Origin of the sequence: Paenibacillus sp. MMS18-CY102 (genome assembly GCF_009789195.1) — a bacterium.
Taxonomy (GTDB): domain Bacteria; phylum Bacillota; class Bacilli; order Paenibacillales; family Paenibacillaceae; genus Paenibacillus_T.
Map to the genome: position 1 here is coordinate 81,014 of NZ_WSTC01000002.1, position 15,186 is coordinate 96,199.

A 15,186-nucleotide genomic window follows, 5' to 3' on the forward strand; every position below is an offset into this window, starting at 1 on the left:
GAGACAAGCGGATTCAAGGGAAACGGATGGAGGGATTGCTGTGTTGAACCGGAATGCTGAAGCGCTGTTTTGGATTGGCCGTTATATGGAGCGTGCGGAAAACCATGCGAGGCTAATCGATGTGCATTACCATTTGCAGCAAGACGAACTTCGCGCAAGCGATAACGACCAATCGGTAGAAACGATGTGCAAATGGGCGCGTATCGTCGATGCGCTAGGCAGCAGGCAAGCGTTCGAGCAGCAGTACGACTCGTATGATGAGGAAGAAGTGCTCATGTATGTCACGCTTGACCGTGATAATCCGAATTCGCTGGTGTCCTGCGTAAATCACGCCAGAAACAACCTTCGCACGCTGCGAGAGAAGGTGCCCAGTGAGCTGTGGGACACGATTAATGGTTTCTACCTGTGGCTGAGGGAGAAGCAGCCGCAAGATTTGACGAATGAATCGCCGCATCAGTTTTTCGGGCAGACGAAGGATTGGACGGCGTTGTTCCAAGGGTATAGCCAATCGGTGATGCCCCGGGAGAATGAGTGGCATTTCATCGAGTGCGGTCGGTATTTGGAACGCGCAGAAAATACGCTTCGCATTATGCAGGCGGTAGAGCATGCAGTTGCCGGTGATGGCTGGAATAGCGCAGCAGCCTATCCGTATCTTCATGCCGTGTTGAAGTCGGTTAGCGGCTATCAATCGTTCCGGCGGTATTATATGGATAGCGTCGCAGTGGAGGCGATTGTAGAGTTCGTCGTACTGAATCCTTCGTTCCCGAGATCGGTTCATTTTGCATTGCACGAGTTGGTCGATCATATGCGCGCCATTGATTTGCAGGATCAGCAGCTGCGAGCTTCGCATGAACGGATCGTTCGCCAAGTGGGCAAAGTGATTGCGGACATCGCTTGCTTGGAGCGGGAGGATTTGGTGCTCGATCGCGAAGGGCGCATTACGAACCACTTGCTTGATGCTTGCGAATCGCTGGGCACGACGTTTGCCAAAACGTTTTTCCGGATGGGGGAAGCCAGCGCATGAAGCTCTATATCTCACACTTAACGCAGTATAGCTATGCAGAACCGGTCACGGACAGCGTGAATGAAATTCGGCTGACGCCAAGCACGAATGAACGGCAATCGTGTTATAACCATTCGATCTCGATCGAGCCGAACGCTTCATTATTTACGTACGAGGATAGCTTCGGCAACCGGGTACATTCTTTCTCCGTGAACGCGCCTCATACAAAGCTGATGATTAAGACGAACATGACGGTCGTGACGACGGAGTCATTTAGCAAGGAAGAAAGCGTCCATAAGCAGCAGCTTAAGCCGGTAGATGCATGGGCGAAGCTTCATTCTGACGAATCGATTGATCGGTTCATCGAGTTTTTGTTGCCGACGGAATATACGGAAGTGACGCCTGAAATTGTTAGCTTCATGGAAAATGTGCCGGTCGTCGGCGCGCTTCATGAGGCGGCAATAGCGGCGGAGGGCAGTGTGGCTATTAACGTAACGCCAGCCATCGGTGTATATGATTGGCTAGCGGCGTTGTCGAAGCATATCCGAACGGCGTTCATCTATGATCCACAAGCGACCGACGTTCACACGAAAGCTTCTGAGATGATCGCTAAGCGGCGCGGCGTCTGCCAAGATTTTGCCCATCTGATGGTGGCGGTGTGCCGGGCTCGCGGCGTGCCTGCACGCTATGTGAGTGGCTATCATTTTGTCGGCGACCTGCAGGGCGGAAGCGCCGACTTCGAGCAGGCGTCCCACGCTTGGGTTGAAGCGTATGTGCCCAAGCTCGGCTGGTGCGGCTTCGACCCGACGAACGAATCGCCGATTGGCGAGCGGTATGTCAAGCTGGGGCACGGCCGGGACTACAAGGACATCGTGCCTGTGAAGGGCATTTACCATGGCACGGGCAAGCAGAGCTTGCAAGTGACGGTGGATGTGCGGAAGGTTGAGGAGTAGGTGTTGTGCGTGGATGGACGGAACGTATTGACGCGCAGCGTGTAGCGAGGGTTTGGTGGGCAGCTGAACAGAGCTACGTGCAGCCAGGGGCTGATGCGCAGATGAACAGAGTATGTGCAGCGTGGGGCTGATGCGCATGTTGGTAATTAAGCGATAGCCGTGGGCGGGAGTAACCGTCTGCGGTTGTTTTTTTTGTTTGTTGTGATGTAGTGATGTAGCGATGGCGAGCAGGTAAGAGTGTGGTGTTGCGCTCATTGTATTCTGTACAATGGCAATGAGAGTTGGTTACGCTAATGTTGGTGTCATTGCAGAACGTACAATGGGATGTGCGGGGAAAGTCCAATTAGGCTCGTAAAGTAACGTTTATACAGCTTCCCATTGTACAAACTGCAATGAGAAAGTCCCAGGCCAGCAGAATGCTCGCATCTCATTGTACAAACTGCAATGGGGGCACATCGCGAAGCCATACCCGTGGGCGGGAGTATCCGTCTGCGATTATTTTGTGCCAAAAAGGTATGCCAAATCGCATAGGGGATTATCTTTTTGTGATCAAGCCGGCAAATTAGCTGGGGTCGAAAGGCAGAAGCAACTCGATTGTCACAAAATCGTTACCGGTGTAGCCCTTACGAGTTATGTTAATCTTCTTGATATGCGCTAATATTAGGGGGAAGCAGCTTGGAGGGAGTTTTGAACGATGAACAAGAACAGGAATTGGTTAGTTAGTCGGATTGATGTTGCCAAACGTACGCGGATTTTATCGTTCATTTTGATATCGATGCTGACTTTGGTTATGCTCTCGGCGTGCTCGGCGAAAGCTGACGAGTCGGAGGTGGATCCCAAAGACGTGGCCGTTGATTTCTCGACAGCGCCGCAAGTGGTGCATACGGGGGAGGCAACAACGCTGATTGCAGACGTAAAAGGTTTGAAGACGCTGGACGGCGCATCGTTGGCGTTCGATATACGCAAGGCGAATTGGAAAGGCCTGCCGGAAGTTATCAATGCGGAGCTGGCAGACGGGAAGTATATGATAAAGAAGACATTTGAGGAAAAAGGTGAGTTTTTCATCTATATCCACCTGTATCAAGGCGAGCTGCACATTACGAAGAAGAAGCAGCTGGTGGTGGAATAGCGGTAAGGTTTGTAGTTGGGAGGAGAGGCATGCTGAAGCGAGCAATCGCGGGGCATGCCTTTTTTAATGGCTAGTATTGGTTTAGCATCTTTTGTAAAATATAGTTGATCATTTTTAAAAACTAATGATATCAGAACTGAAGGCGGCTAGAAACGATGACGATCGATGAAGTTATTTATAGTTATTATGAAGCAATGCTTAAAGGAAAGATGGAGGAATCCCAGCAATTTCTCGATTGGAACTCGAAAGAGGGAAGTGTAATTGACTATTTCGCAAACTTAGGGAAACTTCGCAAAAAGTATCAAGTTGTATCTGTAGAGGATTTGGAAATCGCTATTCTTAGCGAAACCGATGGAATAAGCAAGGTGGATGTGGCTATCATTTATTTGGATAATAATGGAGATAAGCGTATTGAAGGTAATGAAGTAATGCTGAAATTGAATGCTCAAAACAGTTGGAGAATTACGTCTATTAAGGGAAATATAGAACGGGAGTAGGGCGCGGAATGACAACGATCGGACTAATTAGGCACGGGATAACGGAGTGGAATGTTCTGGGGAAGACGCAAGGCATAACGGACATCCCGCTTAACGACGAAGGCAGAAAACAAGCAAACGCAATCGCCCGCAGGCTTGCAGGTGAAGAGTGGGACGCCGTTTACTCCAGCGATTTAACAAGAGCTAAGCAGACGGCTGAAACGGTGCGCAGTGCACTAGTAGGAATCACGGCGTTGATCACGGATGAGCGTTTAAGGGAAATTAATTGCGGACAAATTGAAGGCACTACGGAAGATGAGCGAGTTGCAAGATGGGGGAACAATTGGCGTGACCAGGAGCTTGGCATGGAGGGTTATGAGGAGGCGGCTAAACGTGGAGTAGCATTTATCGAGGAACTGGCGATGAAGCACAGAAACCAAAACATACTAGTCGTTAGCCATGGGGCATTGATTGGCTTATCGCTCCAGCGGCTGTTTCCACACCTATTCACTAATACGTACATCGATAATACTTCCTTAACGATCGTTGCCAAGCCGCAAGAAGCATGGGAATGCCGATTATACAACTGCACCAAGCATCTCTAGCATTTTAATCGAGCGAGGAGCGGGATATATGGGGAGCATAACGAAGAGGTATGAGGGGAACAGGGAATGGCTGGCGGCAAAGTTTGAAGAGATTCGTAAGCGCATACTTAAAGCTCTGGAACAGCTCGATGATGAACAGGTGAATTGGCGCCCTAATGATGCAAGCCATAGCATTTCAACATTAATAAAACATATAGAAGGCAACATTCTAGAGAGAATTGCGAAGGGAATTCTTCATCATGACCTATCCTGGGAACTATTCGAGTTTCGAGAGCAGAAGGGGGCTGTCGTAATTTCGTTGTGAATGCAAAACATGGGCAAAATGTTACCTTTACTTTGTACAAACTGCAACGGGTGCGCGCGTGGGGGCGGTGTTTAGCGCTGTTTTGTGATGTTTCATCGCATCGGCCATACGCGTAGCCTATAGGAGACCATAAGTAAAAGTTATAACAAAACCGATGGTTTTTCCTGTATCATTAAAGCATATATATATATGCTACGTGATTGAGGATGTGAACTTAATGTTAAAACAGTCGATATTGAATAAAAAAACCGGCATTATTACGTACGGCATGACGCCACCTAAAAATACGCACACACCAGAGAAAATTGAAGAAATTTCACAAAAGCAGATCGAGCGCCTCGCTGGCTTGGACATCGATGCGTTGATTCTGTACGACGTACAGGAAGAGGCTGACCGGATCGACGAGGAACGCCCGTTTCCTTACTTGCCGACGTTGGATCCAGAAATCTATAGCAAGCAATATCTTGCTTCGCTCGATATCCCGAAAATCATTTACCGCTGTGTAGGCAAATACTCGGAGGCGGAGCTTGCTGAATGGTTGAAAAAAGAAACCGAGCAACAGCGTTACACCGTATTCGTGGGTGCTTCTTCAAGCCAGCAGCAAGTGCAATTGCAGCTATCCGACGCATATCGGTTAAGCAAGCAGCATAACGATCAGATGACATTCGGCGGCGTTATTATTCCCGAGCGGCATATGAAGAAGAATGACGAGCACATTCGCGTCGTGGACAAGATGCAGCGCGGCTGCGATTTCTTTGTTTCGCAAGCGACGTACAATGTGGAGGCGTCCAAAAACTTTTTGTCCGACTACTATCACCATTGCCAGCAGCATGAGCTGGACATGGTTCCGATTTTATTCAATCTAGCGCCATGCGGCTCAACCAAAACGCTAGAGTTTATGAAGTGGCTCGGCATCAGCATTCCGAAGTGGCTGGAGAATGAACTGAAATTTTCATCAGATGTGTTGGACAAGTCCATTCAGCTGACGCAAAAGATTTTTGAAGAGTTGCTTGAGTTTGGCTTGGAAAAAGGAATCCCGGTTGGCTGCAGCATTGAGAGCGTTTCGACCCGCAAAGTCGAGATCGAAGCGTCTATTGAGATGGTGAAAGACATCAAGTCGATGCTTGACCGTAAACAATTGGTCGATGCCGTTAGGTAATAAGCAGTAGTTGGGGCGCACGCAAGCACTAGGTTTAGGCACATTCATCCTGGATGAATGTGCCTTTTTTTGTGCGGCGAACCAGTCCTAAGGCAGTGGGGCGATCGCTCGTCGGCGTCTTGGAATTCGATTACAAATAAATGGGCCGAAATTGGCCAGCGTTGGCAAGTTGCCCAGTAGACCTAAGCGAGGGCTGGGGAATGATCCTCCTCGAAGCCTAGAACGAACGGCACAAAATGGCTATCGCATTAATTAAATGGGCCCTCGGCTTTGTTTCTCTCACGATCCAATCCCTCCATCTTCCCCTACGCATTCGCGTAATGCTGGACTAGTTCAAATGCCCTCCCTAGAAAGCGAAACCTAGCATTCATGCGGGTTTCAGTTAACAAAATATTGTTATTAAGGTTTATGCTGGGCCGTTGATTTCTTCAAAACCTTTCGATACAATACGTATCACAGGCTTTTGTAGGAGGTAATTACTGGGTATAAAACGACATCCAAAATGTGAGCAGCAGAGAGGAGATATTTACAACAGACTAAGGTTTACTATGACATCTGGAATCGGCCGATCAACCTAGGCCTCGGCCAAGAGTACTGGGCGTATTAGGACTCCATCGGCAGTATGCAGGGGCAATGTGCTCATGTGAACGATTGCTGGGCACAGCTGTGTGGTACAGGCAACATCAATTAATCTATAGCCTGAGCGGGAGGGTATCGTTATGGAAAGCGTGAAGAAGCAAGCACAGCAGGGGGCCCAAGGCTTCGAGGGCATTATCGAAGAAATCCGGTTGCATGCATTAGGCAAAGCGGTATTGCACGAAATGATTGATGTTATCGTGACCCAAGGTGACCGAATTGCTTATACGGATGGCATTAAAAGCTTAACGGATGGCCAGAACGAGCTGTACAAGGCGGCTTTAAACGCACACTTAACTGCCGCATTGGAGCAAGAGGCGGTTGAGGAACCGGGACAAGCGACATTCCGTATCGGGATGAAGGCTTATGGCCGAATTATTTTTGAACAGATTAGCAGCGATGATATAAAGGTGAATGATATACATACGGATGATGTTGTGTTTGGGCATGTTCGCATCGCACAGCCGTTGGTTGACCAGGCAGCAGCCCGTACACGAGCGCTGCAAGAGAGCAAGAAGGAGCTCGAACAAGGGGCGATCGGCTACCTTCATCAGCTTAGCCAGACAGAACGGGATGAGCTGGTGACAGAAGTTTCTTTCATTTGCTATCACATGGCGCCAGTGCTGATGTATACGAATGACGACACGTTTACGAATTTCTATGACCACAATAACTTAATTCGAGTGATGGGCGGACCGTCGGCACAATATTTGTTTGATGACTTAGTAGGCAGGCCGATTCAAGAGTGGACGAATAATCAATTGCTGTATATCTATTCGCTGCACTTCTTGCTGAAATCTGGCCCACCTGCAAGGGGAGAGGAATTCAACGGCATTCAGCTCACGCCCTACACGCTTAAGCAATTTCTCGAAGATAAATATAAGCAGTACATGGTCTCGCTCTCCGAACCGCAATCCGAGCCGCTATCTCAGTTCGAAGCGCTATCGATTCCAGAGCAAGCGAAGGAGCTTGCGGCATGGCGAAATCGCCTGCTTGATAACATGCTGTTCTACCGCAAAGTAAATGGCTTGAATTTGTTGAAGAAAGAACTGCTGGTGCCACAGCATTCGATACCATCTAGCAAGCAAGAGCTTATTGCGCCAATAAGCGAGCATATCAAACAAACCTATCAATTGGATTTGGAACAATTCGACAGCTTATATGCGTTGACGCGAAGGATGCTAGATGATAGGATAAGCACACAAACTTTGGACACCCACCCATTAGAAGACATTGTTCAAGTCATTGTAAAGAGTGCGCTTGAGCACACAAAGTCGGATATTGGCATGTCCCGATCGCTGCGCAATTTCAGAAATCTCATCGATGTCCACAATCGCCTGGCTGTAGCGGATGCAGCTGCCTGGAAGCAGGCTGATTACTTCTGCTGTGTCGTGCCGAGCGATCCGCTCGTACGCATGCTGGAAGAGCGTGAAGGTGTACTTAGCGGCATCCTTAAGGCGATTTCCATTCGTATGCAGTTCAACTCCTGGCACTATACACCCGGTAATTTCCCACGTGAGCTCGTCCCAGAGGACAGGCATTTCTACTTCCCGCCAGTTATGCCGGATACGGCAGACTGGTCCGACCAACATCACCGCGGCCACAAGCATGCATCTGTTCGCTACAGCATTAGATCCCCTCACCATTTGACCTATAAAGATAAGAAGTATTTGGCATTTTTCGATCTGCGCTTGATGCGCCAACGAGGAAACCCTTACGGCCATCAAGAATTGCAAGACGCTATCATTTACACTGGCTATCTGCGCGAGGTTTATCAGGCGCTGCTTGACGATATGGAAGAGAACGATAGCCATTTTGAATTCAAAGCTTTCACGAAAGAATGGTACGACAGAAAGTATAAGGCCGCAAGCAAACTTATCCCGGTATAACCGACCCAACTGGAGGAGATCACCCATGAATGCAAACGCGTTGATTAATCACCCTAAAGTATTTCGTTCCGATGAGGAAGGAATCGCCCGTGCAATTGAAGTGCTGTCACAAGGCGGCGTAGCCATTTTGCCAGCTGACACTGTATACGGATTTTTTGCGAGCGCTGTTCGCCAACCATCGGTTGAACGCGTCTATCAAATTAAAAACCGTGAAAAACGCAAGCCGTTCGTTATTTACACGAATGAGCAGAAGGTTCGCGATATCGTGCATATGAACGTTTATGGAGAAAAGCTTGTAACCGAAGCATGGCCAAAAGCACTGTCATTGATTTTGCAAAAGCAGGATATTATTCCCGACTGGTTCACGAACAACCAATCAACGCTTGCTGTCATGACTGCGCAAAATAAAGTCGTTTCCCGCGTCATTGCTGAAGTTAGCGAACCGATCTTAGGCACGACGTGCAACTTGTCCGGCGAACCCGAAATGAAAACGGCGGAGGAAGTGTTCCAATTCATCGACCAAGTCGATATTCTCATCGCCGATGACAGCATACCGATCTACAATAAGCCGTCCACCATGATTGATTGCACCGTTAATCCGCCCAAAATCGCCCGCTTGTCCTCGCTGACGCTAGAGGAGCTGCAGGAGATTATTCCGGAGCTCGATATCGACCTGAGCAGGAGGTTTGCATAATTATGGCCACAGTAACGAATGTAGGCGCTCCTGCTTTCGCGCGCGTCACGCCTTATTATCAACACCATCTTCGCCATGGAGCCCAGATGATGGAGAAGGGTGGCTGGATTCGCCCGGCCGTCTATACTTCGATTGAGGAAGAAGTTCGCAACACAAGGGAGCATGTCGGCATTATCGATGTGCATTCCATGGGCAAATTCGAGGTGCTTGGCAAGGATGCTTTCGCATTCATGCAGATGGTGATGACCAACGACTTGAATCGGATCAAGCGCGGCGAGCAAGGGATCTATACTTGCTTGTGCAATGACGAGGGTGGCATTGTCGACGATGTGGTCGTCTATTATTTGAACGATGAGCGGTTTTATTTCATTACGAACACCGTATCGCGCGACCGTGTCGGCCCGTGGCTGAACGAGGTGAAGGCGCGCCTCAATCACGAGGTGGAAATCGTAGATGTGACGAATGCGACGGCATACCTTGCTATCCAAGGGCCGAAGTCGCTGCAGCTCATGACGGATCTATTCGGAGAGGAAATTCAGAAGCTGAATTACTTCGACATGCTCCAGACGGACCTCGGCAACGTGCCTGTGCTGTTGTGCCGTACCGGCTATACAGGCGAACTCGGTTACGAGCTGAACTATCCGTCGGAGTATGCGTATCAAGTATGGTCCCATGTTGAGGAGCACGGCCAGGCCTATCATATTAAGCCGGTAGGCGGAGGCGCCATTCAAACGCTTCGGAGCGAGAAAGCGTACCGTTCCCATGGAACCGATATGACGGAAGTGACGAACCCATTCGAAGCGGGCATTGAATGGACGGTTCGCTTCAACAAGCCAGCCTTCATCGGGAAAGAAGCGCTGCTTGCCATTAAGGAGTCGGGCGTTGAGAAGAAGATCAGGGGCTTCGAAATCCCGAGTGGCGCGCTGCTGGAGAAAGGGACGCCGCTGTTCACGGGAGAAGAGCAAGCCGGTTATTTGACGACTTGCTACTATAGCCCAACTTTGGCCAAAACGATCGCGCTAGGCTATGTGGTACGCGGCGCCTGGGACGTTCAGCAATTTCAAGCAGGCACGGAGCGGATTGCTGTCGAGACGACGCCAATTCCGTTCTATGATCCGAAGGGCTTGCGTGTAAAAGGGTTGGACCAAGCCGAATGACGACACAAGCTGCAGCCGCTTTCGGACGATTAAAGCTTTTGTTTTATGCGTACCGAATCATCTCACGCTTTTATCTCTACTTGCCAATCGTCGTCATTTATTTGCTGCATTATGACTACTCCTATTTGACCATCGGCTTCATCCTAGCCAGCTATGGTTTCGCCGTTATGGCGAGCAAGCCAATAGCTGGCTGGTTCGGCCGCCGGTTTTCAAGAAAAGCGTCGCTGGTCGCAGGGGAATGGCTGAAGTGCCTCGGTATCCTCGGCCTGGGATTATGCCATGACAGCCTTACTATGCTCATTATTTCCCAAGCTGCTATCGGCTTCGGATTCTCCTTCACGCAGGGACCGGATTCGATCCTGCTCGGGCAGTGGACGGAGAAATACAATGAGCAAGCCAATTATCGTAAGATAGAAGCGGTCTCACAAAGCTATATTTTTCTCGCTGTGTTGGTGGCTGGCATTGTAGGCTCACTGTTCGCTGAGATCGACCTGTCGCTGCCGATTTTGTTAACGGTGCCGTTCAACTTTGCCGCTTCGCTGTTCGTGATGGGGATGCAGGAGAATAAGTCCACAACGAACGGGGGCGGCAAAGCAACGGCAGCCACAACGGCTAGCGGAAGCATTTGGAGGTTCTTCCCGGTTATCTCGTTCTATGCGATTAACCGCGCGGTCATTATGACGTTCTTCGTGCTTGTATTTCCGCTTCTGCTGTTCGTTAATGCCCATATCTCGGTCGGGTTGTTCGGGATCATCCTCAGCCTGTTCTCGATCACTGCCTTCTTATGCGGCAAAACGATGGGAGCTTTGGCGAAGAAGCTAGGGGACGGCCTATTGTGGGCAATCGTGCCGATCGCGCTGCTGGCCGCGAGCCTGCTGCTTACGCAAACATGGAGCTGGGTTTATTATGCTGTTCCAATCTTGCTGGGGGTCGCTTCGGGCATCGTAAGGCCGCTCTGCTTCGGCTACTTCAATAAGAATACCGGAGCGCTGAACGCCAAGGTAATATCCGTCTCCGAATTTGTGTTCGCGCTGCTGAATGCAAGCTTCCTCGTATTGGTGGCATCCTTGTTCGAATGGGATATTAATCTGGCGCTGTATGCGATAGGTGGTTTCCTGGCTGCCGTATCGGTATACCAACTGCTGCATGGCGCAATTATTTCTCAGCGCTCGGGGTCTAAAGCGTCCAAAGCTGCGTCCCACGGGTAATATAAAACAGCCTTAGCACGGTATCCATCAACCGGGCTAGGGCTGTTTTTTTGTGATTCTTAAATATGGCTATGAAAAATCCCCTCCATGTAAGAGCGAGGGGATTTTGGCGCGTGTATCTCATTTAGTGGCATGAATGAATTAGGAAGGGTTGCTGGTTTTGAATGCAAGCATGAAATCGCGCAAAACTAAGCAGGATTCCAACGATGTTGCGTTATAAATGGAAGCGCGAATGCCGCCGACCGAGCGATGGCCGCCCAGCCCGACTAAGCCGTTCGCGTCAGCCTCAGCGATAAATTTAGCTGCAAGCTCATCGGATGGCAGGCGGAACGTAATGTTCATGTCCGAGCGGCAGTCTACGTCAGCATGGCCGTCGTAATAGCCGTTCGATTGGTCAATCGTGTCATAAATCGCTGAAGCTTTATCGCGATTAATGCGCCCAACTGCTGCGATGCCGCCCTTATCTTGGACCCATTGGAGCATAAGCTGCAGCAAGTAAATCGAGAAGGTAGGAGGTGTGTTGTATAAGGAATTGTTCTTGAGATGGGTCTTGTAGCTAAGCATGGAAGGCAGCCCGTACGCTGGCGAAGCGTCGAATAAACCTGGGTCAGCAATGACGACCGTTACGCCGGAAGGGCCGAGGTTTTTCTGTGCGCCAGCGTAGATAAGCGAGAACTGCTGTACATCGATCGGCTTGGATAAAATGTCGCTGGACATATCGGCAACGAGTGGAACCGAGCCGGTATCTGGGAATGCCGTCCATTGGGTGCCGAATACCGTGTTGTTGGAAGTGAGATGAACGTAGGCGCTGTCAGGCAGCACGTTAATGTCGGTTAAGCGCGGAAGCGAGCGGTAGTTGTTGTCCTTCGTAGAAGCTGCGGCGTATACGGAGCCGACTTTGGCTGCATCTTGGTAAGCTCGTTCTGCGAACATGCCGGTTACGATATAGCCCGCCTGCTTGCCTTGCGACAGCAGATTCAAAGGAATCATGCCGAATTGCATGCTTGCGCCGCCTTGCAAGAACATGATTTGGTAATGCGCTGGGATGGAGAGCAGCTCCCGTAGCAATTGCTGTGCTTTGTTGTGGACGGCTTCATAGGCGTTGCTGCGATGGCTTAGCTCCATGACCGACATGCCTGTTGATTGGAAGTTAAGCAGCTCTGCTTGTGCTTGCTGAAGCACCTCGGTAGGGAGTGCAGCAGGGCCGGGATTGAAATTATGGACACGCTCCGTTAATGTACGCATAGTTTGTTCACCTATTCCAATTCTGCCAGGAATGCATCCAGGCGATTCATTGCTTCCTCGAGGCGAGTTAAATTGAGCGCGTACGAAATGCGTACGTTGTTCGGTGATCCGAATGCTACGCCGGAAACGATTCCTACTTTATGGTGATCCAGCAGCAGGCGACAGAAGTCTTCCGAGCTTTCAATTTTTGTCCCTTTGTACGAACGTCCGAAGGTTTGTTCGACGTTAGGGAAAACATAGAATGCGCCTTGTGGCTTCACGCATCGCAGGTATGGCATTTGGGAGACGCGGCCGTATACATATTCAAGGCGCTGCCGGAACATTTCTTTCTGTGTGTGGTCGTAATCGTTGAGTGCGCCGATTGCTGCCAGTTGGGCGACGGAAGTGACGTTAGAGGTGACGTGGCTCTGGAAGTTTGCAATGCCTTTAATGATTTCTTTCGCACCTGCCGTGTAGCCGAGGCGCCAGCCTGTCATGCCGAACGTTTTGGAGAAGCCGTTGACAATGAGGGTGCGTTCTTTCATTCGTTCGCTGACGTTGGCGATGCTGTAGTGTTCGCCGTCGTAAATCAATTTCTCATAAATTTCATCGCTGATGACATAAACGTTGTCGTGCTTCTCCAGCACGCCAGCCAGCGCAACGATTTCTTCTTTCGTATAAGCGGTGCCTGTCGGGTTGCTAGGGCTGTTCAATACGAGCAGCTTTGTTTTGTTTGTTATGTAGGACTCTAGTACAGCAGGCGTAACTTTGAAATCAGTCGATTCGTCGGTCGAAATGATGACGGGAACGGCGTCAGCCAGTTTGATTTGTTCGCTGTAGCTTACCCAGAATGGAGCAGGGAGGATGACCTCGTCGCCCGGATTGCAAAGCGTCATGAAAATATTATAAAGGGAGTGCTTGCCCCCAACGGAAACGATAATTTGGTCCGGATCATAATCCAGATTGTTGTCCTCTTTGAACTTCTGGGACAAACGTTTGCGAAGCTCAATGATGCCAGATGAGTTCGTATATTTCGTAAAGCCTTTGGAAATCCCCTCAATCGCCATGTAAGATGCCTTCATCGGCGTGTCCGTATCAGGTTCTCCGACGCTTAAATTAATGATGTCTTCTCCATTTTGTATCAATTCTTTGACACGAGTGTCGATTGCTAATGTTGCGGATGGCGCAATTTCGCTAACCCTTTTTGACAATACGGTCATCATTCTCTCTCCTCATTCGTGATAATAGTAGCAATTCTATCAACTAACACATGTAATATCCTACCTCTTTTTACAGGGAGAATCAAGATTCAGGAAGAGGATTCCATATGCCTCTTTCGAACTATTTTGATACATTTTGTATACTTACATAGAACTAAATAGAAGCTCAGTTTGTCGATAGGCGCGTGAAAATTTTGTCAAATCAGGTCGGAATGATTATAATGGAAAAAACGCTGCTAATCACATAGGGGACCATCGAACGACTGACTCAAGGAGCGATGCATAATGAACATCCAGTACAAGGATTCGAAATCGATAACGGCCGAGGAGTTATCCTCCGTATTCCAATTATCTGGCATCACGCGGCCCTATCAAGATCTGGATCGGCTCGAACGAATGATTACGCATTCGGATCTGCTCATTACGGCGTGGGATGAAGAGAAAATGGTAGGCGTAGCGCGGGCTGTAACTGATTTTTCTTACTGCTGCTATTTGTCGGACCTTGCGGTGGATGCCTCGTATCAAAAGTATGGCATTGGCAAGGAGTTAGTGCGGCGAGTCCAGGAGCAGGCTGGGGAAGAGTGCGCTTTGCTCCTAATTTCAGCGCCGAGCGCTGTCGATTATTATCCGAAGATCGGATTTGCACAATCAGATCGAGCGTTCCTTATTCCAAGAGCGAAGTAACGGAAGGAAACGTACAGGGGCTGTCCCAAGAGTCATTGCCAATTGACTTTAGGGGCAGCTTTGTTGTTTGTTTGGGCTCTTTTTAACTTATTCCATGCATGCGGTTGCACTTTGTACAATGAGAAAGGCAGGAGTGGCTTTCCTTGAAGGTTCCCATTGCAGTTCATGCAATGAGATACATGCCAGAAGATACGTAATGTGCCAGAACTGTAGAAAGCCGCTTTTTCCATTGTACGATATGCAATGATAACTCCCTGCTTACGAGTTCAAGTTGATTCCATTGTACAAACTGCAATGAGCACGTTGCTGCATGCAGCCGTCGTGGCTATGGGACAGCTCCTTTTGGCAATTACAAAGGAAGGAAGTTCACCCATGAAGGATTCTGAGAAAATTCATACACTGGCAAGGAAATATTGCATGGTCTTAAGCAAGTATTGGAGCGGCAAATATTCTAAATTAATGAGTGCCGGCAGGGATCGATTAGACAATGGCAGTGGTGATTATACGGTGGAAGCGAAGGGATTATTTCCAAGATATATCGTCCTGAATGCGATCTTAGCGGAGATCGAACAGTACGAACCCGATCAATTTGTCAATAAAGAAGAAGCGAAAGCGATCATCATAGAGGCGATCTTAACGGCCCAATTCAATCACGATAGCAGGAGCATGGTTAATAAACGAAGTGAAGAAAAGGTGGATAAATTGGGAAAATCGCATTTGGTTAGACTGGAGAGAGCGGCTAACTAGAGGTTTATAATAGCGGCAAAGCAATATAACATCATATAAAAGGGTACCGGCCGAAAAAGCTTCCAGCTTATTCGGTCTTTTTTTGTAAGCAATTGTTT

16 protein-coding genes are annotated in these 15,186 nt (G+C 49.1%); 14 read left to right on the forward strand and 2 right to left on the reverse strand.

Going from position 1 to position 15,186, the window contains the following annotated elements; translation table 11 throughout:
- The first annotated feature begins 40 nt into the window (after positions 1–40).
- The 12 genes from GON22_RS01985 (at position 41) to GON22_RS02035 (ending at position 11,213) form a co-directional block, all read left to right on the forward strand.
- A complete protein-coding gene (locus tag GON22_RS01985) occupies positions 41–1,024 on the forward strand; it encodes an alpha-E domain-containing protein (RefSeq protein WP_160394454.1) in 984 nt (327 codons plus the stop codon).
- The gene (locus tag GON22_RS01990; protein WP_160394455.1) at positions 1,021–1,956 is read left to right on the forward strand and encodes a transglutaminase family protein; all 936 of its coding nucleotides are present in this window, start codon (positions 1,021–1,023) and stop codon (positions 1,954–1,956) included. Before GON22_RS01985 ends, GON22_RS01990 begins: the two co-directional genes overlap by 4 nt.
- Positions 1,957–1,961: 5 nt before the next feature.
- The gene (locus GON22_RS26385; protein ID WP_272898761.1) at positions 1,962–2,087 is read left to right on the forward strand and encodes a hypothetical protein; all 126 of its coding nucleotides are present in this window, start codon (positions 1,962–1,964) and stop codon (positions 2,085–2,087) included.
- A 563-nt stretch (positions 2,088–2,650) separates the two neighbouring features.
- Positions 2,651–3,085, forward strand: coding sequence for a FixH family protein (locus GON22_RS01995; protein WP_160394456.1), 435 nt, complete (start codon positions 2,651–2,653; stop codon positions 3,083–3,085).
- Positions 3,086–3,240: 155 nt separating this feature from the next.
- Complete coding sequence (locus tag GON22_RS02000) at positions 3,241–3,582, forward strand: hypothetical protein (RefSeq protein WP_160394457.1); 342 nt, start codon at positions 3,241–3,243, stop codon at positions 3,580–3,582.
- Between the two features lie 8 nt (positions 3,583–3,590).
- Positions 3,591–4,166, forward strand: a complete 576-nt coding sequence (locus GON22_RS02005; protein ID WP_160394458.1) for a histidine phosphatase family protein — start codon at positions 3,591–3,593, stop codon at positions 4,164–4,166.
- Positions 4,167–4,194: 28 nt separating this feature from the next.
- A complete protein-coding gene (locus GON22_RS02010; protein ID WP_160394459.1) occupies positions 4,195–4,470 on the forward strand; it encodes a DUF1572 family protein in 276 nt (91 codons plus the stop codon).
- A 217-nt stretch (positions 4,471–4,687) separates the two neighbouring features.
- Positions 4,688–5,629, forward strand: a complete 942-nt coding sequence (locus GON22_RS02015) for a methylenetetrahydrofolate reductase (protein WP_160394460.1) — start codon at positions 4,688–4,690, stop codon at positions 5,627–5,629.
- A 719-nt stretch (positions 5,630–6,348) separates the two neighbouring features.
- Positions 6,349–8,154, forward strand: coding sequence for a hypothetical protein (locus tag GON22_RS02020; protein ID WP_160394461.1), 1,806 nt, complete (start codon positions 6,349–6,351; stop codon positions 8,152–8,154).
- Positions 8,155–8,179: 25 nt separating this feature from the next.
- Positions 8,180–8,848, forward strand: coding sequence for an L-threonylcarbamoyladenylate synthase (locus tag GON22_RS02025; protein ID WP_160394462.1), 669 nt, complete (start codon positions 8,180–8,182; stop codon positions 8,846–8,848).
- A 2-nt stretch (positions 8,849–8,850) separates the two neighbouring features.
- A complete protein-coding gene (gene gcvT, locus GON22_RS02030) occupies positions 8,851–10,005 on the forward strand; it encodes a glycine cleavage system aminomethyltransferase GcvT (RefSeq protein ID WP_160394463.1) in 1,155 nt (384 codons plus the stop codon).
- Complete coding sequence (locus tag GON22_RS02035; RefSeq protein WP_160394464.1) at positions 10,002–11,213, forward strand: MFS transporter; 1,212 nt, start codon at positions 10,002–10,004, stop codon at positions 11,211–11,213. Before gcvT ends, GON22_RS02035 begins: the two co-directional genes overlap by 4 nt.
- A 141-nt stretch (positions 11,214–11,354) precedes the next feature.
- On the opposite strand, the gene serC is transcribed toward GON22_RS02035, so the two are convergent.
- Together serC and GON22_RS02045 are read right to left on the reverse strand one after the other, a co-directional pair.
- Complete coding sequence (serC, locus tag GON22_RS02040; protein ID WP_160394465.1) at positions 11,355–12,458, reverse strand: 3-phosphoserine/phosphohydroxythreonine transaminase; 1,104 nt, start codon at positions 12,456–12,458, stop codon at positions 11,355–11,357.
- Between the two features lie 11 nt (positions 12,459–12,469).
- Positions 12,470–13,657, reverse strand: a complete 1,188-nt coding sequence (locus tag GON22_RS02045) for a pyridoxal phosphate-dependent aminotransferase (protein ID WP_237178960.1) — start codon at positions 13,655–13,657, stop codon at positions 12,470–12,472.
- A 285-nt stretch (positions 13,658–13,942) separates the two neighbouring features.
- Here GON22_RS02045 and GON22_RS02050 point away from each other — a divergent pair, with 285 nt between their 5' ends.
- Together GON22_RS02050 and GON22_RS02055 are read left to right on the forward strand one after the other, a co-directional pair.
- On the forward strand, positions 13,943–14,341 hold the full coding sequence (locus tag GON22_RS02050) for a GNAT family N-acetyltransferase (protein WP_160394467.1): 399 nt from the start codon (positions 13,943–13,945) through the stop codon (positions 14,339–14,341).
- Between the two features lie 372 nt (positions 14,342–14,713).
- Positions 14,714–15,088: a hypothetical protein gene (locus tag GON22_RS02055; protein WP_160394468.1), complete on the forward strand. Its 375-nt coding sequence runs from the start codon at positions 14,714–14,716 to the stop codon at positions 15,086–15,088.
- The last annotated feature ends 98 nt before the right edge of the window (positions 15,089–15,186 follow it).

Coding starts and splice junctions, on each gene's coding strand:
- GON22_RS01990 (WP_160394455.1), top strand. CDS start 1,021: ATGAAGCTCTATATCTCACACTTAACGCAGTATAGCTATGCAGAACCG.
- GON22_RS01995 (WP_160394456.1), top strand. CDS start 2,651: ATGAACAAGAACAGGAATTGGTTAGTTAGTCGGATTGATGTTGCCAAA.
- GON22_RS02000 (WP_160394457.1), top strand. CDS start 3,241: ATGACGATCGATGAAGTTATTTATAGTTATTATGAAGCAATGCTTAAA.
- GON22_RS02005 (WP_160394458.1), top strand. CDS start 3,591: ATGACAACGATCGGACTAATTAGGCACGGGATAACGGAGTGGAATGTT.
- GON22_RS02010 (WP_160394459.1), top strand. CDS start 4,195: ATGGGGAGCATAACGAAGAGGTATGAGGGGAACAGGGAATGGCTGGCG.
- GON22_RS02015 (WP_160394460.1), top strand. CDS start 4,688: ATGTTAAAACAGTCGATATTGAATAAAAAAACCGGCATTATTACGTAC.
- GON22_RS02020 (WP_160394461.1), top strand. CDS start 6,349: ATGGAAAGCGTGAAGAAGCAAGCACAGCAGGGGGCCCAAGGCTTCGAG.
- GON22_RS02025 (WP_160394462.1), top strand. CDS start 8,180: ATGAATGCAAACGCGTTGATTAATCACCCTAAAGTATTTCGTTCCGAT.
- gcvT (WP_160394463.1), top strand. CDS start 8,851: ATGGCCACAGTAACGAATGTAGGCGCTCCTGCTTTCGCGCGCGTCACG.
- GON22_RS02035 (WP_160394464.1), top strand. CDS start 10,002: ATGACGACACAAGCTGCAGCCGCTTTCGGACGATTAAAGCTTTTGTTT.
- serC (WP_160394465.1), bottom strand. CDS start 12,458: ATGCGTACATTAACGGAGCGTGTCCATAATTTCAATCCCGGCCCTGCT.
- GON22_RS02045 (WP_237178960.1), bottom strand. CDS start 13,657: ATGACCGTATTGTCAAAAAGGGTTAGCGAAATTGCGCCATCCGCAACA.
- GON22_RS02050 (WP_160394467.1), top strand. CDS start 13,943: ATGAACATCCAGTACAAGGATTCGAAATCGATAACGGCCGAGGAGTTA.
- GON22_RS02055 (WP_160394468.1), top strand. CDS start 14,714: ATGAAGGATTCTGAGAAAATTCATACACTGGCAAGGAAATATTGCATG.